The organism is Pseudomonas sp. KK18 (assembly GCF_037094675.1).
Lineage (GTDB): Bacteria > Pseudomonadota > Gammaproteobacteria > Pseudomonadales > Pseudomonadaceae > Aquipseudomonas.
This window is the reverse complement of sequence record NZ_CP146605.1, coordinates 2,064,820-2,083,546: the sequence shown is the minus strand read 5'-3', so window position 1 is coordinate 2,083,546 and position 18,727 is coordinate 2,064,820. Positions and strand designations below refer to the sequence as shown.

At 62.8% G+C, this 18,727-nt stretch carries 16 protein-coding genes and 1 pseudogene; 5 read left to right on the top strand and 12 right to left on the bottom strand.

Annotation, left to right across the window (positions count from 1 at the left end):
- Positions 1-4 precede the first annotated feature (4 nt).
- The 3 genes from V6607_RS09325 to V6607_RS09315 all read right to left on the bottom strand — a co-directional run bounded on the left by V6607_RS09325 (position 5) and on the right by V6607_RS09315 (position 2,530).
- Entirely contained in the window at positions 5-313 is a 309-nt protein-coding gene (locus V6607_RS09325) for a hypothetical protein (RefSeq protein WP_003218736.1), read from the bottom strand.
- A 256-nt stretch (positions 314-569) separates the two neighbouring features.
- Entirely contained in the window at positions 570-1,004 is a 435-nt protein-coding gene (locus tag V6607_RS09320) for a DoxX family protein (RefSeq protein ID WP_134325988.1), read from the bottom strand.
- 104 nt (positions 1,005-1,108) lie between these two features.
- Positions 1,109-2,530, bottom strand: a complete 1,422-nt coding sequence (locus V6607_RS09315; protein WP_102368437.1) for a transglycosylase SLT domain-containing protein — start codon at positions 2,528-2,530, stop codon at positions 1,109-1,111.
- A 238-nt stretch (positions 2,531-2,768) separates the two neighbouring features.
- Here V6607_RS09315 and V6607_RS09310 point away from each other — a divergent pair, with 238 nt between their 5' ends.
- The 3 genes and pseudogenes from V6607_RS09310 to V6607_RS09300 all read left to right on the top strand — a co-directional run.
- A complete protein-coding gene (locus V6607_RS09310; RefSeq protein ID WP_003218739.1) occupies positions 2,769-3,575 on the top strand; it encodes a TatD family hydrolase in 807 nt (268 codons plus the stop codon).
- A 96-nt stretch (positions 3,576-3,671) separates the two neighbouring features.
- Positions 3,672-5,153 carry a methyl-accepting chemotaxis protein gene (locus V6607_RS09305; protein ID WP_102605081.1) on the top strand — a complete coding sequence of 494 codons (1,482 nt, stop codon included), beginning with the start codon at positions 3,672-3,674 and terminating at the stop codon, positions 5,151-5,153.
- Between the two features lie 108 nt (positions 5,154-5,261).
- A pseudogene (locus V6607_RS09300) lies at positions 5,262-5,516 on the top strand (terminase); the annotation flags it as partial.
- Positions 5,517-5,538: 22 nt separating this feature from the next.
- On the opposite strand, the gene V6607_RS09295 reads toward V6607_RS09300, so the two are convergent.
- The 3 genes from V6607_RS09295 to V6607_RS09285 form a co-directional block, all read right to left on the bottom strand.
- Positions 5,539-6,336 (bottom strand): thioesterase family protein, encoded by a 798-nt coding sequence (locus tag V6607_RS09295; RefSeq protein WP_008437738.1) that lies wholly within the window; start codon positions 6,334-6,336, stop codon positions 5,539-5,541.
- Positions 6,337-6,437: 101 nt separating this feature from the next.
- Entirely contained in the window at positions 6,438-7,202 is a 765-nt protein-coding gene (locus V6607_RS09290) for a CHAD domain-containing protein (RefSeq protein ID WP_134325986.1), read from the bottom strand.
- An 80-nt stretch (positions 7,203-7,282) separates the two neighbouring features.
- Positions 7,283-7,561 carry a hypothetical protein gene (locus tag V6607_RS09285; RefSeq protein ID WP_003218744.1) on the bottom strand — a complete coding sequence of 93 codons (279 nt, stop codon included), beginning with the start codon at positions 7,559-7,561 and terminating at the stop codon, positions 7,283-7,285.
- Positions 7,562-7,778: 217 nt separating this feature from the next.
- Here V6607_RS09285 and V6607_RS09280 point away from each other — a divergent pair, with 217 nt between their 5' ends.
- Positions 7,779-8,816, top strand: a complete 1,038-nt coding sequence (locus V6607_RS09280; RefSeq protein WP_087693690.1) for a patatin-like phospholipase family protein — start codon at positions 7,779-7,781, stop codon at positions 8,814-8,816.
- Positions 8,817-8,944: 128 nt separating this feature from the next.
- Here the strand turns inward: V6607_RS09280 and V6607_RS09275 are convergent, their stop codons facing one another.
- From V6607_RS09275 to kdpF, 6 genes are all read right to left on the bottom strand, one after another.
- Positions 8,945-9,640, bottom strand: a complete 696-nt coding sequence (locus V6607_RS09275) for a response regulator (protein WP_003218747.1) — start codon at positions 9,638-9,640, stop codon at positions 8,945-8,947.
- A 37-nt stretch (positions 9,641-9,677) separates the two neighbouring features.
- On the bottom strand, positions 9,678-12,329 hold the full coding sequence (locus tag V6607_RS09270) for a sensor histidine kinase KdpD (RefSeq protein WP_134325985.1): 2,652 nt from the start codon (positions 12,327-12,329) through the stop codon (positions 9,678-9,680).
- Positions 12,330-12,472: 143 nt separating this feature from the next.
- Positions 12,473-13,018, bottom strand: a complete 546-nt coding sequence (gene kdpC / locus V6607_RS09265; RefSeq protein ID WP_087693688.1) for a potassium-transporting ATPase subunit KdpC — start codon at positions 13,016-13,018, stop codon at positions 12,473-12,475.
- A gap of 67 nt (positions 13,019-13,085) precedes the next feature.
- Positions 13,086-15,143, bottom strand: coding sequence for a potassium-transporting ATPase subunit KdpB (gene kdpB, locus V6607_RS09260; protein WP_003218752.1), 2,058 nt, complete (start codon positions 15,141-15,143; stop codon positions 13,086-13,088).
- A 12-nt stretch (positions 15,144-15,155) separates the two neighbouring features.
- A complete protein-coding gene (gene kdpA, locus V6607_RS09255) occupies positions 15,156-16,850 on the bottom strand; it encodes a potassium-transporting ATPase subunit KdpA (protein ID WP_003218753.1) in 1,695 nt (564 codons plus the stop codon).
- Positions 16,851-16,859: 9 nt separating this feature from the next.
- Entirely contained in the window at positions 16,860-16,949 is a 90-nt protein-coding gene (kdpF, locus tag V6607_RS09250; protein ID WP_003218754.1) for a K(+)-transporting ATPase subunit F, read from the bottom strand.
- Positions 16,950-17,293: 344 nt separating this feature from the next.
- Between kdpF and eat the strand changes: the two genes are divergently transcribed.
- The gene (gene eat, locus V6607_RS09245; RefSeq protein ID WP_003218757.1) at positions 17,294-18,658 is read left to right on the top strand and encodes an ethanolamine permease; all 1,365 of its coding nucleotides are present in this window, start codon (positions 17,294-17,296) and stop codon (positions 18,656-18,658) included.
- Positions 18,659-18,727: the final 69 nt, after the last annotated feature.

Here is an 18,727-nt window from a genome sequence, read left to right as displayed (position 1 = left end):
GGGCTCAACGCCGGGCGATCAGCCCTTGCCGGGCAATGCGGGTCAGTTGGCGTATCACTTCGCCCGCGTCGCTGGCACTGGGTGCCTGAATGACGGCCAGGTCGAAGCTGTTGGACGCAAAGCGCGCAAGGGAGTCGCCGTCTTCGACAAACTGGATCAGAAAGGCCGAAGGCCGCCCCGTGCGGCGCGGCCAGCCATCAAGATAGCGCAGCAACGTCGGCTGATGCTTGCCGCCCAAGAGGATTTTAGGATTGCGTTGGGTCAGGTCCGCGGTGATCGGGGCCAGGCGTATGAGGGGGCGTAGTGCATTCATTGTGTCGTGTCTCTGCCTCAAAAGTCTGCGGGCAGGTGAGAGGCAACACCGAACCAGCGCTTTAGCGGAATTTCGAAGCTGGCCCATGGCTCTGGCTTCTGTCGGGACTGTGATCAGTCACCCGTGGCGCCCCGCAATTAGCTGTTTAAATCGGCGCATGGGCAACATCCTAGAGAAGCCTGTAGGGCGGTGTCAAGAATCCCGAGCAACGAAAAGGCCCGCACTGGGCGGGCCTTTTAAGGGGGGGGTCGCGGTATCAGTGAGTGATGGCGCGGTCTGCGGACAATTTGCCCGCACCTTCCAACAACACGGCCAGCGTACCGCCCAGCAGCGCCAGGGCGAACTCGTAGCCGTTGTTGGCCATGAACAAACCGTTATGGATATGCACCGAGAAAATCGCCACCAGGGAAATGATCGACAGGCCGAGTGCCGCCGGCCGTGCCAGCAAGCCAATGATCAGCGCCAGCCCGGCGAAGAACTCGGTACCACCGGACAGCACCGCCATCAGGGTACCTGGGGCCAGGCCGATACTTTCCATCCACTGGGCAGTGCCCGCCAGGCCGCCGCCGCCAAACCAGCCAAAGAGTTTTTGCGAACCGTGGGCGGCGAAGATGATCCCGACAAAAATCCGCAGGACAGTCAGGCCGTAGCCGGCGCGGGTGGAGAGGACGCGGGTGATCAATGGGCTCATGCTGATAATCCTTTTCAAGGTAGGGGTTGGGTTGGCCGCTATATTAATCAGTTTAAACAATGATAAAAGCCGATAAAGCGGCTCATAATTATCGAATTAATAGATTATTTCCGTGAGGCAACCCGTGGCGCTGCCGGCTCCAACGACTCCCGCTCACGATCAAACGCCAGGTAATACTTGTTCACGCTATTAACATAGCTGACGCCGCTCATTCCCACCTGCTCCATGGCAATGCGCTCGACCTGGAAAAACCATTGGTTTGGGTTAAGCCCCCGCCGCCGCGCCTCGGCACGCATTCCCTGGACCCGCTCGGGCCCCATGTTGTAGGCCGCCAGCACAAACGCCATGCGCTCGCGCTCGTTGAGCTTGGGGCTTGAGAAGAACTTGCGCCGGATCATCGCCAGGTACCGCGCGCCCGCCTGCACATTGTTGTCCAGGCTTTCGATGTTGTTCACCCCGACCCGCTGCGCCGCCGATGGCGTGATCTGCATCAGCCCGGTGGGGCCGCCGCTGCTGCGAGCGCCAGGATCCAGGGCAGACTCCTTGAACGCCAGCGCGGCCAGGTTCAGCCAGTCCATGCCCTGCTCGCGGGCATGCTTTTGCAGCACCGGGCGCAGCTTTTCCAGGCGCTGGCGGTCGACGCGAGCCAGTGGATAACGTACCTGGTAGAGGCGGCGGTAGATGCGCTGGAACGCCACATCCTGATCGGACGGCGTGCGGTAGGTCTTGAGGAAGCGATCAATACTGGCCCGCAGCATCGAGGCATCCTGGCGCACAAACCAATACTCTTCGCCCGGCTCGCTGATGGTCACTTGCCGGTCGAAACGCAGCTTGGGCAGGATCTTCGCCCAGCGTTCGGCAATCGGCCGCTCGACAATGGTCAGGTGGAAAATCCCGGCCTGTACCATCTCCAGCACGTCCTCTACCGCGAGGCTCGGATCCACCCATTCCACCTTCACCGGCGGCAATTTGTGCAGCGCCAGCTTCTGGTTGACCTGGCTGATCGCGTCCGACGCGGCACTGCCCGTGGTCAAGGCCAGCGTGCGCCCGGACAGTTGCTCCAGCCGGGTAAACCGCCGCTCGCCCTTCAGCCCCACCAGCCATAACGGCACGTCGCTGGCGATCGGGTCGCTGGTGGCAATCTTGTGGGCGGCCTTCACATCCAGCAATTCGCCGGGTGCCACCAGGTCGCCCTCGCCACGGGCCAATGCGCCAATCAGCTGATCCTTGGCCTTGGGAATAATCTTGAGGTTGATTTCCTCGCCGTCACGGGCGTGACCGTTGAGGTATTGCTCGAAAGCGCGCAGGCGATGGTATTCAACACCGATGGCCTGGCCCTGGACTTCGCCGGAACTGTTGCGGCTCTGGTTGACCAATACCCGCAAGGTGCGGCTGCTGCGGATTTCCGCAAGGTCGCGGACCTTGCCGGGCCGGGTCACTTCCAGCGGCCCGTCCAGACGCGCAACCGCCGCCATGGGCAGCAGTAACGTCAGGCACAACACAAGCAACGCCGAGGGTCGGATCATCCGCTCTCCGGAAGAAAGAATACTGCCCATTGCTTCGCGAAAAACGAGGCGTTGGGGGACAGAAACAGAGCGCCATGAGCGCAGGCTTTGGGCGCAAGGGTGGCACGGCAGATGGCGACAAACCAAACACGGTGTTACTTGCGACTTTCAAAGACAGCTTTAACTCGTTGTAGTTCTTGGCTTTTCTTATAAATCTACAGCTCTGATATGCTTTCCGACCGCAGGCGGAGGTAGCACCATGCAACTCATTGATATCGGCGTCAACCTGACCAACCCAAGTTTCGACGAAAAGCACCAGGCCGTTCTCGACCGTGCCTACGCCGCCGGGGTGAGCCAATTGGTGCTCACCGGTACCAGTGTCGACGGCAGCGAACAGGCCCTGGAGCTGTGCCAGCAACTGGACGAAAGTGGCCAACGCCTGTTCGCCACCGCCGGCATTCACCCCCACTCTGCCAGTGACTGGAACGCCGAAAGCGCCAGGCGCCTGCGCGGCCTGCTCAAGGAAAGTCGCGTGCGTGCGGTGGGTGAATGCGGGCTGGATTTCAACCGGGATTTCTCACCGCGCCCCCAGCAGGAAAAAGTCCTCGAAGAACACCTGGCCCTGGCCGTGGAGTTGAAGCTCCCGGTATTCCTCCACGAACGTGACGCCAACCAGCGCCTGCTGGAAATCCTGCGGGACTACCGCGATCACCTGTCGGCCGCCGTGGTGCACTGCTTCACCGGCGAGCAGCGGGCGCTGTTCAGCTACCTCGACCTGGACCTGCATATCGGTATCACCGGCTGGATCTGTGACGAGCGCCGTGGGACGCACCTGCATCCGCTGGTCAGGGAAATCCCCCGGGGCCGCCTGATGCTGGAAAGCGACGCGCCCTACCTGCTGCCTCGCACCCTGCGGCCCAAGCCGAAAAACGGTCGCAACGAACCCGCCTATTTACCGGAAGTCCTACGGGAGGTCGCGTTGCACCGCGAAGAAACCGTGGAAGACCTGGCGCAACACAGCACCGCCTGTGCCCGCGCCTTTTTTGGATTGCCTGTGCCGGATTGACGCGGCGCATTGACCCATATCAAAACCCGGCATCCCGATAGCGGCAAAATAATGGCACCTTGCCAATGCTGTTTCCGCTATCAGAGAAAACCTTCCATGGGTGCCTGGCTTAGCAACATCTCGCTGAAGTACAAATTCTGGGCCGTGAACGCGGTCGCCTTCATCACCACCCTGCTGCTGGTGTTGTACGCCGTGCAGCTCGAACAACAGGCCCGCAGCCAGGCCTCACAGGCGTCGGCGCAAGCCCAGGGGCGCTTGCTCGGTGCCTGGCCCGCCGGCCAGCCACTGCCCAAGGGCGAGCACTGGCTGACGTTTGCCAGGGGCAAAGTCCCACAACTGGGCGACGAAGATCTGTCAGCCCTGGCCAACGCCAGTGGCTGGGTGGATTTCAATCACATGCCACTGCTCGGCGAAAACCCGCTGATGGGCGCCGAAGTAATCAGCCGTGCCGACGGTCAACAGGTCGCCGTGCTGGCCTACGGGCCCAGCTTGAGCCAAGTGTTCGAAGAACGCTTCGCCAACTACGCCGTAGCGGTGATGATTCTGATGCTGGCCATGCTCGGCGCCTCACAGCTGCTGATCCGCTTTCTCCTCAGCCAGCTCAACACCTTGAAAGACGTGATGCTGCACGTCGAGAAAACCGGCGACCTCTCGGCCCGCGTCCCCCTGGCCTGCAAGGATGAAGTCGGGCAGATGGCCAGCGCGTTCAACGCGATGCAGGCGGGTTATCAACGGGTGGTCAACACGGTTGCGCGCACCGCCAGGCAACTGGACGACGGCGCCGCACGCCTGGCCAGCAGCATGAACGAGGTGCAGCACGGCATGCTCGGCCAGCAAAGCGAAACCGACCAGGCCGCCACGGCGATCAACGAGATGACCGCCACCGTCTACCACATCGCCCAGCACGCCGGCGCCACCCGCGACCTGTCCCAGACGGCCGACACTCTCGCCGGCAGCGGCCAGGAAGTGGTCAGCCGGGTACAGCGCTCGATTGCCGGGCTGTCCACCGGCGTGCAGCAGACCGCCGAAATGATCCAGAAGCTGGCCGAGGACAGCCAGAAAATCAATGGCGTGGTCGGGGTGATTCACAGCATCGCCGAACAGACCAACCTGCTGGCCCTCAACGCCGCCATCGAAGCCGCCCGCGCCGGCGAAATGGGCCGGGGTTTTGCCGTGGTCGCCGACGAAGTGCGCAACCTGGCCAAGCGGGTGCAAAGCTCCACCGATGAAATCACCCGCATGGTGTCCGCCCTGCAAGCCGGCACCCGGGACGCGGTGGACTTCATGCAGGAAAGCTCGTTCAAGGCCGACGACTGTGTGCAACAGGCTCAAGAAGCCGGGATTGCCCTCGCCGAGATCACCGGCGCGGTGGCGCAGATGCGCGAGAGCAACACGCAGATTGCCGTGGCTGCCGAGCAGCAAAGCCATGTGGCCGAGGAAATGAACCGAGCGGTGGTGAGCATTCGGGACGTCACCGAAAATACCGTGCAGCAGACAGTAGACTCGGCGACCACCAGCAATGAGCTGGCAACCCTGGCCGGGGAACTGAGCAAGGCCATCGGCCAGTTGCGGCTCTAACCCCTAAAGGGATGGCTATGGCCCCCATAGCCATCCTTGATTCGCAGCCCCACCCTGCCCGACCTAAACTCTGCTCAAGATGTTTCAACGGACAGAGGAATCACGATCATGGGCAAACGTCATCCAAATATCCCCGCCTGGCAATGGCGCACCCACCCGCAAAATCACCAGCACGGGACCAATCAAGTGTTGCAGCTGATTGCGCTGCCACTCCTGGTCATCGGTTTTCTGTTGATGGCATCGGGCGTGTTCAGCGAGAACCTGGCGAGTGCCGCCATCGGTATCGTCGGCATTCTGGCAGCCCTTGGATTGCAGCATCACGGTCGCCGCCTGGAGGCACGCGGCAGCGACGCCTCCAGCGATCAACACTTGCTGGTCTGAGGACTCAGGCGAACACCACCACCGACTGGCGGCTGATAGCGATCAACTGGCCGTCGGGGCTCCACAACTGCGCAGCCGCATGACCATAGCCATCGCGGGCGTGCTCGATGTGGACCAGGTATTGGCACCAGTCCAGGGTGCTCAGGTTTTGCAGCGGTTGGACAAATTCGATGGTCCAGGTCAGGGTGCTGCCGGCCGCCGGTTGTTTCAGGTGCGGCAACACCGACGGTGGCCACGCATCCACCAGCGCGAGGATGTGCGCTTCGGTCAGCGGCTCTTCTTTTACATCGCCACGCAAGCGCACCCAGCCGCCCATCTCCCGGGATGTATTGCCGGTGAACGGCAGGCCACCGACGCTCCAGCGCATCGCCAGGTGGCGCATGAACTCCGGCGTCACGCCTTTGATGTAGGGCAACTCCTGGCATTCATCCCAATGTTTGAAGGTGGGCGCCGGTTCGGCGGCGACGTCAATCTGCGAAGGCCGTGATGCGCCGAAACTGGCCTGCACCAGGGTCATCGTTTCACCGTTCTGCACCACACGTCCCAGCACTTGGCTGACGGCCTTGCCTTCGCGCAACACTTCGACCTCGTAGCGGGCCGGCACATCCGGCGCCACCGGGCCCACAAAGGTGATCGCCAGTGAGCGCAACGGGCGATCCGCCGGGACTTTCGCCCGCAAGGCCTCGTACTCCAACGCCGCAACCAGCCCGCCAAAGCTGGCGCGGCCTTGGGCCCATTCGGCCGGGATCGAAACGTCCAACGGGTGGCTGCGGGCAGCGTCGAGCAAATCACTAAAGCGCATGGCGGTCTCAACTTGAAAAAGGAGTTGAGGGATCTTAACCAGCCGGCCTACACCATGCAGCGCCTATTCCGGCCAAAATCCCGGACAGATAGGTCGCAGGGTCAAGCGAAGCAGTCGGCGTTCAACTTATCCAAAACCCGATCCGCCTGCCCTTCCGCCTCGGCCATGGTGCGGTGCCAACCAGGCACGCACGGCTGCAAATCGGGCTCGTGCCCGGCTTGCGCCAGCCATTGCCAGCAATCGTGCCAATCACCCAGGGCGCCCTGGGCCGCCTTGAGACGCGATATGGCTTTGGGCGGTAGCTTGTTCAGCTCGGGATAAGCCTCGGCCGCATAACGCACGCGCTTGATCAACAGGCGCAGGCGATGACGGTCGTGGTTGGGGTCGTGCAGCGCTTCGCCGAGCTTCTTCCATTGCTTGGCCAGGCGTTTTTCAATGCGCGTGCGCAGGCCCTTGAGCAACTTCTGCCGTTGGGAAGCGCGGATAAAGCGGGGGAATGCTTCGAGGATCAACAGCAGTTGCGCCAGCTCAGGCCCTTGTGCAACCGAGCGGTAGGTGGCCGGCTGCTGCCGGATACGCCGCTCGGCCGCCTCATGATGGCCGTGTTGGTGGAGGTACGCCGCCAGCACTTCGCGGTCGCGAAATGGCGTGGTCAGTTGGCCGACGGCACTGGCGGCCGCCTCGAGCTGCTCGACACCGGGCAACCCGCGCAATGGCCGCAACAGGCTGCGCAAGCGCCGCACCGTGGTACGCAGATCATGCAGGGCCTCGTCGTCCGTGACGGCGGCGAGGCGCGCCTGGCAGCTCAGTAACCCAACTTCCAGGCCGATGACCTGAGCGACTAGCTGATCGACCAAGGCTGACATCCTTTCCTCCTCAATGATTAAACCTTCGGGCTTGAGGCCGCCGACGCAACCTCGTTGCACTCGACAACTGCTACGCGGGGTTAGCGCCCGGCGCGCGACTCACGAATATAGAAGCGGGCTTTCTCGGCCTTGGTCGAGCAGCCTTCGAAGGCTTCGAACTGCTGCTGGGTCTTGGCGCCAGTCAACAACGACAGAGCCTTGGAGTAACTCACGGTGCCGGCGAAACCTTCGGCCTTGGCCAGGTCCAGCTCGTGCCACGCAGCATCCAGTTGCGTGCCGCAGCTGTCGCGATAAGCGGTTTTCCCGGCACAACCGGCCAGGGCCAACACGATCACAGGCACACACATCCAGGCTTTCATCAAATGACACCTCAAGAAAAGAAAAAACAGTCACAGGTGTAGACGTTGCCTACACCGAAAAGTGCCTTATCCGACTGCCTGAATCCGCAGTCCCGATTGCCAGAGCATACCCGAGCGTGGTGGCCCGCTCGCGAAAATAATCGGTTGTGACAGTGATGATTGAAGCGCGCCCCTCGATGGGTGCATTGTGGTCACCTGTTTTGCGAAGGATCAGGTCATGAAGAAACGTGTTGCATTGGTGCTGGGCTCCGGCGGCGCCCGGGGCTACGCCCATATCGGCGTGATCGAGGAAATCGAAAAACGCGGCTACGACATCGCCTGCATTGCCGGTTGCTCCATGGGCGCCGTGGTGGGTGGGATCTATGCCGCGGGCAAGCTGGAAGAGTACCGAAACTGGATCGAAAGCCTCGACTACCTGGACGTACTGCGCCTGGTAGACGTGAGCTTTCGCCTCGGGGCGATCCGTGGCGAGAAGGTGTTCGGGCAGATCCGCAAGATCGTCGGCGAGATCAATATCGAAGACCTGCGCATTCCCTACACCGCCGTGGCCACGGACCTGACCAACCAGCAGGAAATCTGGTTCCAGGAAGGCTGCCTGCACCAGGCCATGCGGGCCTCGGCGGCGATTCCCAGCCTGTTCACCCCGGTGATGCAGGGCAATCGCATGCTGGTGGACGGCGGCTTGCTGAACCCTCTGCCGATCGTGCCGGTGGTGTCGAGCCACTGCGACCTGATCATTGCGGTCAACCTCAACTCCACCAACCAGAAGCACTACAAGCTTCCGGTGATCCAGCGTCCGCCGGCGTTCAGGAGCCGCTTCGACAACCTGGTGCGTTCACTGGGTTCGCACTTGCCGTTTCGGCGCAAGCAGGCCGAGCAGTTATTGATGCTGGAACAGGAAGCGCTGCTGGCCCAGGCTGCCGACATCAACCCGTGGCTGGACTCTGCCGAACCCGAGGCGCAACAACCGGCGGCGGCACCGGAAAAGGCCGGGGCGCCAAAGTCGGCGACCGGCTCGTTCATCATCGATAACGTGGGGCCTGCATCGCTGCTGGATTTGATCAACCAGAGCTTTGAGGTGATGCAGACGTCATTGGCGCAGTACAAGATCGCCGGGTATCCGCCGGATATTCTGATCAACGTGCCGAAGCGCGTGTGCCGGTTTTTCGAGTTTTACAAAGCGCCGGAGTTGATCGCGCTGGGGCGGGAGATCGCGAGCGATACGCTGGATCGTTACGAGAGCGAGCAACACTGAGGTTTGATAAGCAGGGCTTGTGTGGCGAGGGAGCTTGCTCCCGCTGGAGTGCGAAGCGCTCCCAGGATTCTGGGGCTGCTGCGCAGCCCAGCGGGAGCAAGCTCCCTCGCCACAGGTGAGCTAACGCTTCAGGCTTCGGTGTTCAATAGCCGATACCCAACACCGGCCTCAGTCACGATAAACCGTGGCTGGGTCGGATCATCCGCCAGTTTCTGGCGCAGATGCCCCACCACAATCCGCAGGTAATGGCTGTCTTCGGTATGGGTCGGGCCCCAGATATCCTTGAGCAGTTGCTGCTGGGTGATCACCCGCCCGGGATGCCGCGCCAGTTGCGCCAGCACCGCGTATTCCTTGCGGGTCAGCGCCACTTCGACACCGTCCAGCAGCACCCGCCGATAAGCCAGGTCTACCGTCAGCGGGCCAAAACGTAGTGCCGCTTCCTGGGCTTCCCCCGCCGGCGCCTGGCGCAACAACGCCCGCACCCGTGCAAGAAACTCCTGGATGCCAAATGGCTTGGTCACATAGTCATTGGCGCCGTTGTCCAGCGCCTCGACTTTTTGCACTTCACTGGCTCGCACCGACAACACCAGTACCGGTACCGTGGACCACTCACGAAACTCGCGCAGCACCTGCTGGCCGTCCATGTCCGGCAGGCCGAGGTCCAGCACCAGCAGGTCCGGTTTACTCAAGGCGGCCTGCGCCAGGCCTTCGTTGCCGGTGCCGGCCTCGATCACTTTGTAGCCCTGGGAGGCCAGGCTGATACGCAAGAACTTGCGGATCTGCGGTTCGTCGTCAATGACCAAAATCGTCGCAGTCTGGCTCATGGTGTCCAATCAAAATCCGTGAAGAAAAGAGGGTAGCTCAAGGTTCGCTTTCCAGGCCAGGCTGAGCCTGCAATGGCAGGAATAAAGTGATGCAGGTGCCCCGGCCCTCAATGCCGTCGGCCACGCTGATATGCCCGCCGTGGGCGCCGACCATGCCCTGGCAGATCGCCAGGCCGAGCCCGGTGCCCTGCCCGCCGCGATCCCCCCTGGCGGCGGTGTAGAACATATCGAAAATCTTCGCCCGCTCCTCCTCGGGAATCCCCGGTCCCTCATCGGCAACAGCAAAAAACAACTGGTTATCCTGCACGCCCGCGCTGAGTTTCAGCCGGCCTTGTGGCGGCGAGAAGCGTGCGGCATTTTCCAGTACGTTGACCAGTGCTTGCTCGATCAACGCGGCATGCACGTAGAGCAGCGGCAGCTCGGGCGGCACGTCGGTGATCACCTGCAGCGGCGCCAATACCGCACGCAAGCGGCCCAGGGAGCTGCCGACGATATCGCCGGGTGACACCCAGTCCCGCGCCAGCTTCAGCGCGCCGTGGCCCAGACGAGTCATGTCCAGCAGGTTCTGGATGTAGCGATCCAGGCGCTCAGCCTCATCGCGAGTGCCTTCCAGCAGCTCCCGGCGATCTTCCAGGGGAATCGCCTCGCCGAGGGCCAGCAGGCTGTCGATGCTGCCACGCATGGAGGTCAGCGGTGTGCGCAAATCGTGAGACACCGAAGCCAGCAAGGCGCTGCGCAATTGCTCGGTTTCACCGTGCAGGCGTGCCGCTTCCAGTTCCTGGCCGAGCTGCGCACGGGCCAGGGCCTGGGCCAATGGCTGGCTCAAGGCCGTGAGCAGGCGACGGCGCTGGCCGCTCAGTTCAAGCCCGGCCTTCGGGCTGACCCCCAGCAGACCCAACGGACCTTCTTCGCTGGACAACGGCCACCACCACCAGCGCCCGAACGGCAAGGTGCCGGTGCCCATGCCGGCCGGCTGATCGTGCTGCCAGGCCCAGTCGGCGGCGGCGCGTTCGGCTTCGGTAAAGGTGATCGGGCCACCGGTCTCGACCTTCCAGTCGCCCTGCCCGTCGCGGTTGAGCAGGCACAATTGCAGGTCGCTCCAGCCTTCCAGATGATGCGCGGCGGCACTGATCACTGCCTGGCGATCGGTGGCGGCGGTGAGTTTGCGGGACAGGTCGAGCAGCTCGGTGGTTTCTTCCTGGGTATCGCGCAGCGCCTGCAACTGCCGGCGCTGGCGTGCAGCGAGATTACCGGTGAGCGCCGCCATCAGCAGGAAGAACAACAGCGTCAGCACGTCTTCTTCACGCTGGATCGCGAAGGAGAAATTCGGCGGGATGAACAGGAAGTCGTAGCTCAGGAATGACAGCGCCGCACACGCCAGCGCCGGCCCCAGGCTACTGCGCACCGCCACCAGTAATACGGCGGCGAGGAACACCAGCGAGATATTCGGCAACGGCAAGGCACTGGCGACACCCCATGCGACTGCGGCCGCGATCACGGTCGCCACCACCGCCAGGGCATAGTCAAACCACACCAGCCCGCGTACATCCGGCAGGCGTGGCGGAGCCGGCACTTCGTCACTGTCGAGGACGTTGATTTCCAGGCCCCTGGCATTGCGCAACAAACGCGACGCCAGGCCACCACCAAACACGGTGCGATGCCAGCGCGGCCGGGACTGCCCCACCAGAATCAAGCTGGCGCGACGCTCGGCGGCGTGCTGGATCAGGGTCTTGGCCACCTCCCCCGCTCGCAGCAACACCACTTCACCGCCAAGACGCTCGGCCAGTTGCTGGGCGTTTTGCAGGCGCAGGCGCGATTGTTCATCGCGCACCCGGCCGTTATCCACATGCACCAGGCTCCACGGCAAATGCCGACGCTGGGCCACCCGGCTGGCGTGACGAACCAGGCGTTCGGCCTGGGCATCGCCGTCCACGCCCACCAGCAAGCGGCCACGCACAGCCGGTGCGGCCTGGCCCAATTGGCGATAACCCTGGGCCAGGTCATCGTCGACATGGGCCGCGGCGGTTTGCATCGCCAGCTCGCGCAGGGCCATGAGGTTGGTCTGGGTGAAGAAGGCATCGATGGCAGCACGGGCCTGTTCCGGCACGTAGACCTTGCCGTCCCGCAGGCGCTCCAGCAGTTCCCGGGATGGCAGGTCGATCAGCAGCAGTTCATCGGCTTCCTGCAAGACCCAGTCGGGCAAGGTCTCGCGCACTTGCACGCCGGTAATGCCGCGCACCTGGTCGTTGAGGCTTTCCAGGTGCTGGACGTTGACCGTGGTGAAGACGTTGATGCCCGCCGAGAGCAATTCCTGGATGTCTTGCCAGCGTTTTTCGTGGCGGCTGCCGGGGGCGTTGCTGTGGGCCAGTTCGTCCACCAGCACCAGTTTGGGCTTGGCGGCGAGCAGACCGTCGAGGTCCATTTCCTCCAGCATCACGCCGCGGTATTCGGAACGCAGCAGCGGCTGTTGTGGCAAGCCGCTGAGCAAGGCTTCGGTCTCGGCGCGGCCGTGGGTTTCCACCACGCCGGCGATCAGCCGCACGCCCTGGCGCAGCTGGGTGTGGGCAGCCTGGAGCATGGCGTAGGTCTTGCCCACGCCGGGCGCGGCGCCGAGGAAGACTTTGAGCCGGCCACGGCCGTCCCGGGGTAGATCGGCTAACAGGGCATCGGCGCGGCCGGAGTCGCTCATGCGGGCGGTCTTCCTTCAGGTGTTGATGTGGGTTTCTTGAGTCCGCCTTCGCGAGCAAGCCCGCTCCCACATTTGACCGCATTCCAAAGGTGAAACTCAGTCGAATGTGGGAGCGGGCTTGCTCGCAAAAGCGGCGCCACGGCTTACAGTTTTTCCAAGGCCATGTTCAACGCCAGCACGTTCACCACCGGCGGCCCCACCAGCGGGCTTTCGATGTGCTCATCCATCAAGCGCTGCAGGGTCGCCACCGGCAGATTACGCGCGGCAGCTACCCGGGCCAGTTGATAGGCAATTGCCTGCGGTGGCAAGTGTGGATCAAGACCGCTGCCGGAGGTAGTCAGCAACGCCATCGGCACCGGTCCCTGGTCTGGCACCAGCATTTTCCTGGCATCGTCAAATACACGAGTGGCCAGTGCGGGGTTGCTTGGGCCGAGGTTGCTGGCGCTGCTGGAAACCGTAGCAAACGCACCGGCAGATGGCCGTGGGTGGAACCAGCCGTCACCGGTGAAATCCTGGGCAATCAGGCTCGAACCGCGAACCTTGCCGCTGGCATCGTGCACCAGGCTGCCGTTGGCCTGGTCAGGGAACGCGACTTGCGCCACACCGGTGACAACCAGGGGATAGGCCACGCCGGTGATCAGGCTCATCAACACCAGCAGGCTCAGGGCCGGGCGGATAATGTTGGACATTTCAAATTCCTCAATTCGGTCATTGCAACCTGCAGGCACCGGTTTGCCGGTACCTGCGGGCATCGAGTCAAACCAGGTGCAGCGCGGTCAACAGCATGTCGATCGCCTTGATGCCCACGAACGGCACCACGATCCCGCCCAGGCCGTAGATCAGCAGGTTGCGACGCAGCAACGCCGCCGCACTCGCCGCCTGCACACGTACCCCGCGCAGCGCCAGGGGGATCAGCACCACGATGATCAGCGCGTTGAACACGATGGCCGAGAGGATCGCGCTCTGCGGGCTTTGCAGGTGCATCACGTTGAGCACACCCAGTTGCGGGTAGATCGAGGCGAACAGCGCCGGCAGGATCGCGAAGTACTTGGCCACGTCGTTGGCGATGGAAAAGGTGGTCAGCGCACCACGGGTCACCAGCAATTCCTTGCCGATCTGCACCACGTCCAGCAGCTTGGTCGGGTCGCTGTCGAGGTCGACCATGTTGGCCGCTTCACGGGCGGCCTGAGTGCCGTCGTTCATTGCCATGCCGACGTCAGCCTGGGCCAGCGCCGGGGCGTCGTTGGCGCCGTCGCCGCACATCGCAACCAGGCGACCATCGTTCTGTTCGTGACGAATGCGCGCGAGTTTTTTCTCTGGGGTGGCTTCGGCGAGCACGTCATCCACACCGGCTTCAGCAGCAATCGCGGCGGCGGTCAGCGGGTTGTCGCCAGTCACCATCACGGTGCGGATCCCCAGCTTGCGCAGCTCGGCAAACCGTTCGCGGATGCCGGGCTTGACCACGTCCTTGAGGTGAATCGCGCCGAGCAATTTGCCGTCGGCACACACCAGCAATGGTGTGCCGCCGCTCTGGGCGATCTTGTCGATTTCCCGCGACAGCGCCGGTTGCAGGTCGCGGCGTTGCAGGCCAATGAACGCCAGCAGCGAATCCACGGCACCCTTACGGAACACACGGCCCTGGTAGTCGACGCCGGACAAGCGGGTTTCCGCGCTGAACGGTACCGAGGTCAGCTCATCCGTCGACGGCTCGGCTTGCGGGTGCTGGCCGCGCAGGTATTCGACGATTGACTTACCTTCGGCCGTGTCGTCCGCCAGGGATGCCAGCAGCGCGCCCTCGGCCAGTTCCTTGCCGCTGACACCCGGCGCGGCGATCACGTTGGTGCAACGACGGTTACCGAAGGTGATGGTGCCGGTCTTGTCCAGCAACAGCACGTGCACGTCCCCCGCCGCTTCCACCGCGCGACCGGACTTGGCGATCACGTTGAGGCGCACCAGGCGGTCCATGCCGGCAATACCAATGGCCGACAACAGGCCGCCGATGGTGGTCGGAATCAGCGTGACCAGCAGCGCCACCAGGAACACCAGCGGCAGGTTGCCATTGGCGAAGTGGGCGAACGGCTGCAGGGTCACCACCACCAGCAGGAAGATCAGCGTCAGGCCGATCAGCAGGATGTCCAGCGCGATTTCGTTGGGGGTTTTCTGGCGCTTGGCGCCTTCCACCAGGGCGATCATGCGGTCCAGGGTCGACTCGCCCGGGTTGGCGGTGATGCGAATCATCAACCAGTCCGAGACCAGGCGGGTATTGCCGGTGACGGCCGAGCGGTCGCCGCCGGATTCACGGATAACCGGGGCCGATTCACCGGTGATGGCCGCTTCGTTGACCGCGGCAATCCCTTCGATGACTTCGCCGTCACCCGGGATCATTTCCCCGGCGACCACGCGTACCACATCACCTTTGCGCAGGCTGGTGGCCGGCACGACCTTGAAGCTGCCGTCGGCTTCCTTGCGGCGGGCGCTGAGGCCCTCGCTGCCGGCCTTGAGGCTGTCGGCGCGGGCCTTGCCGCGGCCTTCAGCCAAGGCTTCGGCGAAGTTGGCAAACAGCACGGTGAACCACAGCCACACGGCGATTTGCACGGAGACGTAGGTCGGTACGGCCACCTCCGGCACAAAGCACAGGATGGTGGTGAGGATCGCGGTCAGCTCGACCACCAGCATCACCGGCGAGCGTTGCAGCTGGCGCGGGTCCAGCTTGACGAACGCCTGGACCAGCGCCGGGCGCCACAGGGCCGACATTGCGGTTTTGGCCGGCTCCTGGGTTTTCACCGGAGCCGCGTTTTTTGCAGGCATATTCATTTTCATATCCCCTTAGAAGCCCATGCTCAGATGTTCAGCGATAGGCCCAAGTGCCAGCGTCGGCAGGAAGGTCAGGCCGCCCACCAGCAAAATGGTCACGGTCAACAGGGTCACGAACAGCGGGCCGTGGGTCGGGAAGCTGTTCTGGCCAATCGGTGCGGTCTTCTTCATCGCCAGGCTGCCGGCCAGGGCCAGTACAGGGAGGATGTAGCCGAAGCGACCGAGCAACATCGACAGGCTCAACATCAGGTTGTGGAACGCGGTGTTGGCACTGAAGCCGCCGAACGCCGAACCGTTGTTGGCACTGGCCGAGGTGTAGGCGTACAGCAACTGGCTGAAACCGTGGGGGCCAGGGTTACTGATGGCACCGGCCGGGCCAGGCAGGCTGGCGGCGATGGCACCGAGTACCAGGGTGCCGACCGGCATCACCAGCAAGGTCACGACCAGCAACTGCACTTCCTTGGCCTGGAGTTTCTTGCCGAGGTATTCCGGTGTACGGCCAATCATCAAACCGGCGAGGAACACCGCAATCAACACGTTGAGCAACATGCCGTACATGCCGGCGCCGACGCCGCCGAAGATCACTTCGCCGACCATCATGTTGACCAGCGACACCATCCCGCTCAGGGGGTTGAGGCTGTCTTGCATACCGTTGACCGAACCGTTGGACGCGGCGGTGGTCGCCACCGACCACAACACGGTGCCAGTGGTGCCGAAGCGCGCTTCTTTACCTTCCTGCGGTGCCGCCTGCTCAACCGCCGGGTTGTTCAGCGCCGGGTTGGGTTGGTACTCGGCCCACATCGCGGTAGCACCGCCGATGATGAACAGGGCCAGCATGCAACCGAGGATCGCCCGGCTCTGACGCAGGTCTTTCACGTAGTGGCCAAAGGTGAACACCAGCGCCACCGGAATCAGGATGATCGCGCCCAGCTCAAACAGGTTGGCCCAGGCAGTCGGGTCTTCGAACGGATGCGCCGAGTTGACACCGAAGAAACCACCACCGTTGGTGCCCAGTTGCTTGATCGCAATCTGGCTGGCAGCCGGGCCCAGTGGGATGACCTGGTCAACGCCCTGCATGGTGACCGCGTTCACATAGTGAGCGAAAGTTTGCGGCACGCCCTGCCACACCAGGAACAACGCAAACACCAGGCACAACGGCAACAGGCCGTAGAGCGTGGCGCGGGTCATGTCGACCCAGAAGTTGCCCAAAGTCTTGGTGGATTTGCGACCGATCCCACGGCACAACGCGACCAGTACGGCGAGGCCGGTGGCGGCACTGACGAAGTTCTGCACGGTGAGGCCGACCATCTGACTGAGGTAGCTCAGGGACGCTTCACCGCTGTAGTTCTGCCAGTTGGTGTTGGTCATGAAACTGATGGCGGTGTTGAACGCCAGGGTCCATTCCTGACCCGGCAATTTCTGCGGGTTCAGCGGCAGGTATTCCTGGAACAGCAGGATCGCGAACAGCAGCACGAAACCGGCAAGGTTGAACGCCAGCAACGCCAGCGCGTATTTCTGCCAGCTCTGTTCCTGGTCTGCATCGACACCCGAAAGGCGATAGCACACGCGCTCGACCGGGCCGAACACCGGCGTGAGCCAGGTTCGCTGCCCTTCCATTACCTTGTAGTAGAACCGCCCCAGGGCCGGTGCCGGAATCAGCACCAAGGCAAAGAAGGCGATGATCAGCCAATAGTCATAACTGTGCATAGCCTGCTCCTAGTTCCGATCCGCGCGTAACAGCGCAACCAGCAGATAAATGAACAGCGCCACAGCCAACAGCAGTGACACCCCGTCCAGAACGCTCATGGAAGTTTCTCCGTCGTGCGGCGACTGCCGCGTGTAGGAGGATTGTCCGCAGGAGTGGCGTAAAGGAACGAGAGCGACGGTATGGGTGGGGCGTAAAGACGGCGTAAAGAGTGGGTTTATGCGGGGTTTACGGGGGGTATGCACTTCAAATGTGGGAGCCGGGCTTGCCCGCGATAGCGTCAGACCAGACACCAACGCCCTTATCTGGTGCAGCGCTTGAAATGATTCAAACGCCAAACCGTTCCCTCGGCGACAGTTCGGCGCCTTTACGACACGGCTTTGGTTAATGGCATGTCCGCTGCAATGCCCTGAAACATTCCAAACCGTTCAGGGAGAGCTACACGATGAACACACAACTCAAACCCACCTTGGGCACTCTGCATTTGTGGGGCATCGCAGTCGGGCTGGTGATTTCCGGAGAGTATTTCGGCTGGAGCTATGGCTGGGGCGTGGCGGGAACATTGGGCTTCCTGGTGACCTCGTTGATGGTCGCCGCCATGTACACCTGCTTTATATTCAGTTTCACCGAGCTGACCACCGCGATTCCTCATGCTGGCGGCCCGTTTGCCTACAGCCGCCGGGCGTTCGGCGAGAAAGGTGGCTTGATTGCCGGGCTGGCGACGCTGATCGAGTTCGTCTTCGCCCCACCCGCGATCGCCCTGGCCATCGGCGCATACCTGAACGTGCAGTTTCCGGCCCTCGATCCGAAACATGCGGCCGTCGGCGCCTACATTGTGTTCATGGGCCTGAACATCCTCGGGGTGAAGCTCGCCGCCACCTTTGAATTGGTGGTCTGCGTGCTTGCCGTGGCCGAGTTGCTGGTGTTCATGGGCGTGGTCGCTCCCGCCTTCAGCTTCAGCAACTTCGCCCTCAACGGCTGGGCCGGCTCCGACACCTTCGGCGCACCGGCGATCGCCGGAATGTTTGCGGCCATACCCTTTGCCATCTGGTTCTTCCTCGCCATCGAAGGCGCCGCCATGGCGGCCGAAGAGGCGAAAGATCCCAAGCGCACTATTCCAAAGGCCTACATCAGCGGCATCCTCACCCTGGTGATTCTGGCCATGGGCGTGATGTTCTTTGCCGGTGGCGTGGGTGACTGGCGCACCCTGTCGAACATCAACGACCCGCTGCCCCAGGCGATGAAAACCGTGGTCGGCGACAGCTCGGGCTGGCTGCACATGCTGGTGTGGATCGGCCTGTTCGGCCTGGTGGCCAGCTTCCACGGGATCATCCTGGGTTACTCCCGCCAATTCTTCGCCCTGGCGCGCGCGGGCTACCTGCCCTCCTTCCTCGCCAAACTGTCGCGCTTCCAGACGCCGCACCGGGCAATCATCGCCGGCGGCATCGTCGGCATCGCCGCCATCTACAGCGACGGGCTGATCAACCTGGGCGGCATGACCCTGACCGCCGCGATGATCACCATGGCGGTGTTCGGTGCCATCGTCATGTACATCATGAGCATGCTCAGCCTGTTCAAACTGCGCAAGACCGAGCCACTGCTGGAGCGGACCTTCCGCGCCCCGGGCTATCCAATCGTGCCGGGGATTGCGCTGGTACTGGCCGTGGTCTGCCTGGTGGCCATGGCGTGGTTCAACGCGCTGATCGGGCTGATCTTCCTGGGCTTCATGGTGGTGGGTTTTGTGTACTTCCAACTGACCGCGCAAGACCGCGCCGATGCACCGGCGGACGCTATGTTGACCGGGCTGTAAGGCTACCGGGGCAGAACGGGCCTACAATGAACTACTAAGAAAGCCCGTTACTCAAAGCAGTCATTACCG